The following is an 8,997-nucleotide window of genomic DNA, read 5'->3' as shown; positions in this document are numbered from 1 at the left end:
CCGAATAGCTGTGTAACCCGCAATGGCACACTGCCTTGGCAGTCCATCCCCACTAAAGCGAGCATCGGCATGAACTCACCGTCGTCCCATGACCATCACCATTCTGCAGGCGCAGCCCCTGTCGAGGCTGCGGATGGACGGGTCACCGATCCGGTCTGTGGCATGCAGGTCGATCCCGCCACGACGCAGCATCATGCGACCCACGCCGACACACCTTTCCACTTCTGCTCGGAGCGATGCCGCGCGAAGTTCGTGGCCGATCCGGAGCGCTATCTGACGCCCCAGGACGAACCCGAGGTGGCACAGCCCCGCGCCATCTACACCTGCCCGATGCACCCGGAAGTCCGGCAACAAGGTCCAGGCAACTGTCCCTTCTGCGGCATGGCGCTGGAGCCGGAAATGCCGAGCCTGGAGGACGATGACAATCCGGAACTTCGCGACTTCTCGCGCCGGTTCTGGTGGACGCTTCCGCTGACTGTGGTGACGCTCGTGCTGGCCATGTTCGGCCAGTACCTCCCGCGTGTCGTGCTGGGCGACGTGCAGATCCTGCCGTTGTCGATCGACGTGCAGACCTGGGTCGAGCTGGTCTTGACCACACCAGTCGTGCTGTGGGCCGGCTGGCCGTTCTTCGAGCGCTGCGTGCAGTCGATCCGCAACCGCAGCCCGAACATGTTCACCCTCATCGGGATTGGCGTTGCGGCCGCCTTTGGCTACAGCCTGGTCGCCACGCTGGCACCCGGCTTGTTCCCACCGTCGTTTACCGAACATGGGCGCGTCGGGGTGTACTACGAGGCGGCGGCGGTGATCGTTTCGCTGACCCTGCTCGGCCAGATGCTGGAACTGCGGGCGCGCTCGAAAACGTCCGCGGCGATCAAGGGCCTGCTTGGCCTGGCGCCGAAGGAAGCCCGGCGGGTCAACGCCGACGGCACCGAGGAAGACATCCCGCTGACCCACGTCCACGTCGGCGACCACCTGCGCGTGCGTCCCGGCGAGAAGGTGCCGGTGGATGGCGAAGTGGTGGAAGGCCGCTCCAGCGTCGACGAGTCGATGCTCACGGGTGAACCGATTCCGGTCGAGAAGACCGCAGGCGACCAGGTCATCGGCGCGACCCAGAACGGCACCGGCGCGCTGGTGATCCGCGCCGCCAAGGTGGGCTCCGACACCGTGCTGTCGCAGATCGTGCAGCTGGTCGCGCAGGCGCAGCGCTCCCGCGCGCCGATGCAGCGGATGGCCGATATCGCGGCCTACTGGTTCGTGCTCGCGGTGCTGGCGATCGCGGTGGCCACCTTCTTTATCTGGGGCTCCTTCGGTCCGGAGCCGGCCTGGACCTTTGCGGTGCTCAACGCGGTCTCGGTACTGATCATCGCCTGCCCCTGCGCGCTGGGCCTGGCGACGCCGATGTCGATCATGGTCGCCACGGGCAAGGCGGCGCAGGTGGGCGTGCTGTTCCGCGACGCCGAGGCCATCGAGCACATGCGCCGCATCGACACCCTGATCGTCGACAAGACCGGCACCCTCACCGAGGGGCGCCCCGCCTTCAAGGAAGTCGTGGCCTTCGAGGGCTTCGACGCCGACCGGGTCTTGCACCTGGCCGCCAGCCTGGACCAGGGCAGCGAGCACCCGCTGGCCGACGCCATCGTCGCCGAGGCTCGACGCCGGAACTTCGAGTTCGACCGCGTGGAGGACTTCGACTCGGTGACCGGCATGGGTGTGCGCGGGTCCGTGGCCGGCCATGCGCTTGCGCTGGGCAATACCGCGCTCATGGACGACCTGGGCGCCAATCCCGCTGCGCACGTCGACGTGGCCGAGCGGATGCGCCGCGAGGGCGCGAGCGCCATGTTCCTGGCCGTGGACGGGCGCCTGGCGGGGCTGGTCGCGGTTGCCGACCCGATCAAGGCGTCGGCCGCGGCGGCCATCAACGAGCTCCACGCCGCCGGGCTGCGCATCATCATGGCCACCGGCGACGGGCTCACCACCGCACGGGCCGTGGCCACCGAGCTGGGCCTGGACGAGGTGCATGGCGAAGTCCGCCCCGAGGACAAGGCCGAGCTGGTGCAGCGCCTCAAGCGCGAAGGCCGGCGGGTGGCGATGGCGGGCGACGGCATCAACGACGCCCCGGCGCTCGCCGCGGCCGACGTCGGCATCGCCATGGGCACGGGCACCGACGTCGCGATGTCCAGTGCCCAGATCACCCTGGTCAAGGGCGACCTGCGGGGCATCCTGCGCGCCCGGAAGATCTCCCAGGCCACCGTGGCCAACATGAAGCAGAACCTCACCTTCGCGTTCCTCTACAACGCGCTGGGGGTGCCGGTCGCGGCCGGGGTGCTCTACCCCGCATTCGGGATCTTGCTGAGCCCGATGGTCGCGGCGCTTGCGATGAGCTTGAGCTCGGTGTCGGTGGTGGCCAACGCCCTTCGCCTTGCCAAGTCGGCCGCCGTACCGTCCTCGCCGACCACATCTGTGCCGCGCCAGCCCCTGGGCCTGGCCAAGGATTGACTTGGATCAATTGCATCGGTTCCAGTAAGAGGTAAGCTCACGCCATGGTCCGCATCCGCCATCGGAACTTGTTCCAGCGCACCGCCCTCCTCGCGATGGTGGCCCTGCTCTGGTCCCAGTTCGCGCTCGCAGGCCATGGCGATTGCCTGGATCTCCCAGTCACGCCGGCGGCGTTTGTCGCTGCCGCCACCGACACCCGACACGACCATGGCCACGGCTGCGATGCCGAGCTCCCCTCAGCGAGCAAGGCAGTGTGCGACGCGCACTGCACCGAGGGTGACATCTCGGCGGACAGTGGGCGCATCCCTTCGATTCCGCCGCTGCTGGCCGAAGCCTGGTTCTCCTGGCTTGCGATCGCCGCGATTGCGGATGCTGCGCCAGGTGTCACGGCTACATGGGTGGATTCGCCGCCCAGACCCGCCTGGCACCGACCTACCGCCCATCCAGCGGCACTCCTGCTGATCTGATGCCTGGACGCTGACTGCTCCGCACGTCTGTGCGGCGCAGTCCTGTGCGTTCGCGCCGTGGCTGCGTCACGGCATGTGTTCCTGCCCTCGTCCGAGCGACCTGCGTCGCGTCGGCCCAAGGACACTGATATGGCATCCCCGTTCGACCGACTGCCGGCCAGGCGCCTGCACCCTCGCCCTCTGTCCCGCCGTCTGCCACCGCTCCGGCACCTTCTTGCCGGCGTGCTTGCCGGCGCCTTGTGGGCCCTGGCGCTGCCGGTGACCGCCACCGAACCCGTCCCGGGGCACAGCCTCGAGTCGATCCGCGCCTGGGTTCTGGAACACAACCCGGAATTGCGGGCCATGGACTTCGAGGCCCAGGCCGCCGAAGCACGGATCCAGCCAGCGGGCGCCCTACCCGACCCGACGGCTTCCCTTGGATTCCGCGGCCTCGATCCGGACAAGCCCTGGCGCTCCGCCGGTGCCGAGCGCGAGGTCAACTACGCGCTGCGCCAGCGCCTCCCGCTTTGGGGCAAGCGCGCCCTGGCGCGGACCGCGGCCAGCCAGGACGCGGTCGCGGTCGGACTCGATCGCCTCACCACTGCGCGCGACTTGCTGGCCGACGCCGAGGCGGCCTACGCACGCTACTGGCATGCCGACCAGGCCGTGGCCGTGCTTGATCGCCGCATCGCCCTGCTCCGCCAGGTGGAAGAGATGGCCGGCGTGCGCTACGCCCTGGGTCGCGCGGCGCAGCAGGATGCCATCCGCGCCCAGGTCGAGCAGACCAGCCTCCAGCGCGAGCGGATCGAACGCCTCGCGACCAAGCAGGAGGCGGCCGCCACCTTGAACGCGGTGCTGGGGCGCCGGTCCGATGCACCGCTGGCGACTCCCGACGAGGCGCCGCGCCTCGCCGTCCACAGCGCCTCGCTTGCCGAGGCACTGGATGACGCCGATGCGCATCCCGCGGTGCGCTCGCAGCAGGCTCGCGCCGAGGCGGCGCGCACGAACGTGGTACTGCAGCGTCGCAACCGCTTTCCCGACATCACCCTGGGCGTGGGTGCGATGCAGTTCGGCAACGGCATCGAGAGCACCGAGCTGATGTTCGAGGTCGAGATCCCGTTCCAGCAGCGTGCCCGCCGCGAGCGCGAGCGCGAATCGCGCCTGCTCGAAGACGCAGCGCTTGCCCGCAGGGACGCCACGCTGCGGGCCGTCGAGGAACGCGGCGCTTCCGCCTGGTCGCAGTGGACCAACGCGCGCGAGCGTCGCGGACTGATCGAGAACACGCTGCTGCCGCAGGCCGACGCCACCTGGCAGTCCGCCCTGGCCAGCTACCAGGTCGGTGAAGTCGACTTCGGGACGCTGCTGGAAGCACTCAATGAATGGCAGGGCGCCGACCTCGCACGGGTCGATGCACTGCGTGACGAACTGTTGGGCGCCGCCGCCGTGCGCGCCATCGAAGGAGAGATCCGATGACCCGTGTCCAGACCCTGTCGCTCGCCATCGGCGTTGCACTCGCCGCCCTCGCCGTCGGCTGGATTGCCGGCCGCGCCACGAACGACTCCCCGACCGCGGGCACGTCGATCGACGGCCCGGCCGCAGAACGCAAGGTGCTCTATTACCGCAATCCCATGGGCTTGGCGGACACGTCGCCGGTGCCGAAGAAGGATTCGATGGGTATGGACTACGTCCCGGTCTATGCCGACGACGCACCGCCGGCGGCACCGGGCACGGTGGTGCTGCCGCCGGACAAGGTGCAGGCGCTGGGCGTGCGCACCGAAGCGGTCAAGCGCGGAGCCCTGTCCGCTACCGTGCGCACCAGCGGCACGGTCGAGGTCGACGAGACCCGGCAGTACGCGATCGCCCCGCGCTTCGAAGGCTGGGTGGAGCGGCTGTACGCGAACCAGACCGGCATGCGGGTCAGCGCCGGGCAGCCGCTGCTCTCCGTCTACAGCCCGCAGCTGGCCGCGGCGCAGCAGGAATACCGGCTGGCCGACGAGACCGCCCGCAGGCTGGCCGGGTCCGATCCCGCGAGCGCGGCGTCGATGGTCCGCCTGCGCGATGCCGCCCGCACCCGCCTGCGCAACTGGGAAATCAGTGACGCGCAGATGGGCAAGACGGGCCTGGTGCTCACCGCGCCCGCGGACGCGGTCGTGATCGAGAAGCCGGTGGTCCAGGGCGCGCGTTTCGAGCCCGGCGAAACCATCCTGCGCCTGGCGGACCTGTCGAAGGTGTGGGTGATCGCCAAGGTGCCGGCGGCGCAGGCCGCGGGTATCCAGCCCGGCCAAACGGCCCGCTTTGAAACCGTGGCCCTGCCGGGCCAGGTGGCCGAGGGCGAGGTCACCTTCGTGCAGCCCGTCATCGATGCGATGACGCGCACCGTGGATGTGCGCATCGCCCTGCCCAACCCCGCTGGCGACCTGCGGCCCGGGCTGTATGGGACGGTGGTGCTGGAGGAGCCGGGGGCTGGACCGGTCCTGACCGTTCCGCGCTCGGCCGTGCTCGACAGCGGCACGCGCCAGGTGGTGCTGGTCGAGACCGGCCCTGGCCGCTTCGCACCGCGCGATGTCAGCCTGGGGCGGCGCGGCGGCGATCGCATCGAGATCCTCGACGGCCTGACCGAGGGCGAGCAGGTCGTGGTCTCCGCCAACTTCCTGATCGACGCCGAAAGCAACCTGCAGTCGGCACTCCAGGGTCTTGAGGGTCACACAGGACACGGCGCGCCTTCGGGCACCGCTGAGGATCCACACGCCGGGCACGGCGAGGACGCCGCCGACCCGCACGCAGGTCATGGTGACGAGGCCTCTGATCCGCACGCCGGTCATTCCATGCCGGCTACCCCGGAAGAGACTCCGCCCGCCCCCACCGGCCACGAGGGGCACTGACATGCTTGGCCGTCTCGTTGAATGGTCGGTGCGCAACGTCTTCCTGGTGCTGCTGATGGCGCTGGCGATTGTCGCCGGTGGCATCTACGCACTGATGAACACGCCGCTGGACGCACAACCGGATCTGTCGGACGTGCAGGTGATCGTGTTCACGGAGTACCCGGGGCAGGCGCCCCAGGTGGTCGAGGACCAGGTCACCTATCCGCTGACCAGCGCCCTGCTCGCGACGCCGAAGTCGAAGGACGTCCGCGGCTTCTCGTTCTTCGGCGCCTCCTTCATCTACGTCATCTTCGAAGAAGGCACGGACCTGTACTGGGCGCGCTCGCGCGTGCTCGAGAACCTCAACGTCGCGTCGAAAAACCTGCCGGCTGGCGTGGCACCGGCACTGGGACCCGACGCGTCCGGCGTGGGCTGGGTCTACCAGTACGTGCTGCAGAGCGACCGCCACTCGCTGGACGAGCTGCGCGCGATGCAGGACTGGTACCTGCGTTACCAGCTCACCACCGCGCCCGGCGTGGCCGAGGTCGCCAGCGTCGGCGGCTTCGTGCGCCAGTACTCGATCACCGTCGATCCGGTCCGGCTGCGCGAGTTCGACATCCCGATTTCACGCGTGTCCGAGGTGATCGCCGAGAGCAACCGCGACGTCGGCGGCCGCGTGATCGAGATGGCCGAGACCGAGTACATGGTGCGGGGCCGCGGCTACCTGCGCGGTATCGAGGATATCGAGAGCCTGGTTCTGCGCGCCGAAGGGGGCGCACCGGTGCTGATCGGCGACGTCGCCCGGGTCGAACTGGTACCCGATGAGCGCCGTGGCATCGTCGACCTGGACGGCGAAGGCGACGTTGTGGGCGGGATCGTCATTGCGCGCTTCGGCGAAAACGCCCTGGCCGTGATCGGGGGGGTGAAGGACAAGATCGCCCAGCTTGCGAGTGGACTCCCCGAGGGCGTCAGCGTCCAGGCGGTCTACGACCGCTCCGATCTCATCGTGCGCGCGATCAAGACGCTACGCACGACGCTGCTCGAGGAGAGCCTGATCGTCGCACTGGTGTGCCTGGTATTCCTGTTCCATGCGCGCAGCGCGCTGGTCGCGATCGTCATGCTGCCCGTCGGCGTGCTGATCGCGGTGATCGCGATGCGCATGCTGGGCATGAACTCCAACATCATGAGCCTGGGCGGCATCGCGATCTCGATTGGCGTGATGGTCGACGCGGCGATCGTGATGATCGAGAACGCGCACAAGCACATCGAGCGCTCCGACGGCTCCCGCAGCCGGACCCAGCTGATCATCGATGCCTGTCGCGAGGTCGGGCCGGCGCTGTTCTTCAGCCTGATGATCATCACCGTTTCGTTCCTGCCCGTGTTCGCCCTGGAGGCTCAGGAAGGTCGCCTGTTCAAGCCGCTGGCCTTCACCAAGACCTTCGCGATGGCCGGTGGCGCGCTGTTGTCGATCACGCTGGTACCGGTACTCATGCTGCTGTTCGTGCGCGGCAAGATCGTGCCCGAGCACAAGAATCCGGTGAACCGGTTCCTGGTTGCGGCCTATCGGCCGGTGATCAACGTCGTTCTGCGGCATCGCATGGCCACAATCATGTTTGCGTTGGCCGCCCTGTTTGCAAGCCTGTGGCCTGCATCGCGGCTGGGCAGCGAGTTCATGCCAACCCTCAACGAAGGCACGCTGCTGTACATGCCCGCGTCGCTTCCGGGCATGTCGGTGACCAAGGCCTCGGAGCTGCTGCAGCAGCAGGACCGGATCATCAAGGGCTTCCCGGAAGTGGAGTCGGTGTTCGGCAAGGCGGGCCGTGCCCTGACGGCCACCGATCCCGCACCGCTGGAGATGTTCGAGACCGTCATCAACCTCAAGCCCGAGGACGAATGGCGGGACGGCATGACCACCGACAAGCTCATCGCCGAGATGGACGCGGCGCTGAAGTTCCCGGGCGTCGCCAACTCCTGGACGATGCCGATCAAGGCGCGCACCGACATGCTGGCCACCGGCATCCGCACGCCCGTGGGCATCAAACTCTTCGGCACGGACCTTGAGCAACTCGACGCGCTGGCCACCGAGATCGAAGCCGTGGTGCGCGAAGTGCCGGGCACGACCAGCGCGTTCGCCGAACGCCTGACCGGCGCCTACTACCTCGACATCACCCCCGACCTTGGCAGCCTGGCCCAGTACGGCGTCACCCTGGGCGAGGTGCAGAACGTGGTGGCCGCCGCGCTGGGCGGCGAGATCGTCACCACCATCCTCCAGGGCCGCGAACGCTTCAGCGCGATCGTGCGCTATCCCCGCGAACTCCGCGACGATCCGCACCGGATAGGCAGCCAAGTCCTTGTGCCGGTGCCCGGCGGCGCCCAGGTGCCGCTGGGCGAACTGGCGCGGATTGAGGTCAGGAAGGGTGCGCCGAGCATCCGCACCGAGAACGCGATGCTGGCGGCGTACATCTACGTCGACACCCGAGAGAGCGATCTCGGCCGCTACGTGAAGGCTGCGCAGGAAGCGGTCACCGAGCAGGTGCAGTTCCCGCCTGGCTACTACGTGACCTGGAGTGGACAGTACGAATACATGCAACGTGCCGCGGAGAAGATGCGTGTCGTCGTTCCGGTGACGCTGGCGCTGATTTTCCTGCTGCTGTACCTCAACTTCCGCCGTGTCACCGAGTCGCTGATCGTGATGCTGTCGGTGCCCTTCGCACTGGTCGGTGGCATCTGGCTGATGTGGATGCTCGACTACAACACCAGCGTCGCGGTGATCGTGGGCTTCATCGCGCTGGCCGGCGTCGCCGCGGAAACCGGCGTGGTGATGCTGATCTACCTCGACCACGCACTTGAAGCGCGTGCCGCGCAGAGGCAGGCCGAAGGCCGGGCACTGGATTCACGGGACCTGCGCGAGGCCATCATCGAAGGCGCGGTCGACCGCGTGCGCCCGAAGATGATGACCGTGGTCGCGATCATGGCGGGCCTGCTGCCCATCATGTGGAGCAGCGGTACTGGCTCGGAAGTCATGCGCCGAATCGCTGCGCCGATGGTAGGTGGCATGGTGTCTTCGACCATCCTCACCCTGGTCGTGATCCCGGCGCTGTACTCGCTGATCAAGCAGCGGCAGCTGGCCAGGAAGCCGCACCCCTCCTCCGCACTACCCAAGGAGAAGTAGTGATGGGGCCGTTCAACGCAGG

At 68.3% G+C, this 8,997-nt stretch carries 5 protein-coding genes; all 5 read left to right on the top strand.

Annotated features, from left to right (window positions below; translation table 11 throughout):
* Nucleotides 1-69 precede the first annotated feature (69 nt).
* The 5 genes from ACIGII_RS18480 to ACIGII_RS18460 all read left to right on the top strand — a co-directional run bounded on the left by ACIGII_RS18480 (nucleotide 70) and on the right by ACIGII_RS18460 (nucleotide 8,975).
* The gene (locus tag ACIGII_RS18480) at nucleotides 70-2,496 is read left to right on the top strand and encodes a heavy metal translocating P-type ATPase (protein ID WP_154352391.1); all 2,427 of its coding nucleotides are present in this window, start codon (nucleotides 70-72) and stop codon (nucleotides 2,494-2,496) included.
* Nucleotides 2,497-2,540: 44 nt separating this feature from the next.
* A complete protein-coding gene (locus tag ACIGII_RS18475) occupies nucleotides 2,541-2,963 on the top strand; it encodes a hypothetical protein (RefSeq protein ID WP_049404632.1) in 423 nt (140 codons plus the stop codon).
* A 129-nt stretch (nucleotides 2,964-3,092) separates the two neighbouring features.
* Entirely contained in the window at nucleotides 3,093-4,415 is a 1,323-nt protein-coding gene (locus tag ACIGII_RS18470) for a TolC family protein (protein ID WP_239503521.1), read from the top strand.
* Entirely contained in the window at nucleotides 4,412-5,824 is a 1,413-nt protein-coding gene (locus ACIGII_RS18465; RefSeq protein ID WP_017357198.1) for an efflux RND transporter periplasmic adaptor subunit, read from the top strand. Before ACIGII_RS18470 ends, ACIGII_RS18465 begins: the two co-directional genes overlap by 4 nt.
* Before the next feature lies 1 nt (nucleotide 5,825).
* Nucleotides 5,826-8,975 (top strand): efflux RND transporter permease subunit, encoded by a 3,150-nt coding sequence (locus ACIGII_RS18460; protein ID WP_049404640.1) that lies wholly within the window; start codon nucleotides 5,826-5,828, stop codon nucleotides 8,973-8,975.
* Nucleotides 8,976-8,997: the final 22 nt, after the last annotated feature.

This window comes from Stenotrophomonas sp. NPDC077420 (assembly GCF_044543385.1).
Taxonomy (GTDB): domain Bacteria; phylum Pseudomonadota; class Gammaproteobacteria; order Xanthomonadales; family Xanthomonadaceae; genus Stenotrophomonas.
The sequence above is the reverse complement of the archived record's forward strand: the minus strand, read 5'-3'. Positions and strand labels throughout refer to the sequence as shown.

Excerpts from the sequence above, each read along its gene's own strand:
- ACIGII_RS18465 (WP_017357198.1), top strand. The coding sequence starts at position 4,412 with ATGACCCGTGTCCAGACCCTGTCGCTCGCCATCGGCGTTGCACTCGCC.
- ACIGII_RS18460 (WP_049404640.1), top strand. The coding sequence starts at position 5,826 with ATGCTTGGCCGTCTCGTTGAATGGTCGGTGCGCAACGTCTTCCTGGTG.
- ACIGII_RS18480 (WP_154352391.1), top strand. The coding sequence starts at position 70 with ATGAACTCACCGTCGTCCCATGACCATCACCATTCTGCAGGCGCAGCC.
- ACIGII_RS18475 (WP_049404632.1), top strand. The coding sequence starts at position 2,541 with ATGGTCCGCATCCGCCATCGGAACTTGTTCCAGCGCACCGCCCTCCTC.
- ACIGII_RS18470 (WP_239503521.1), top strand. The coding sequence starts at position 3,093 with ATGGCATCCCCGTTCGACCGACTGCCGGCCAGGCGCCTGCACCCTCGC.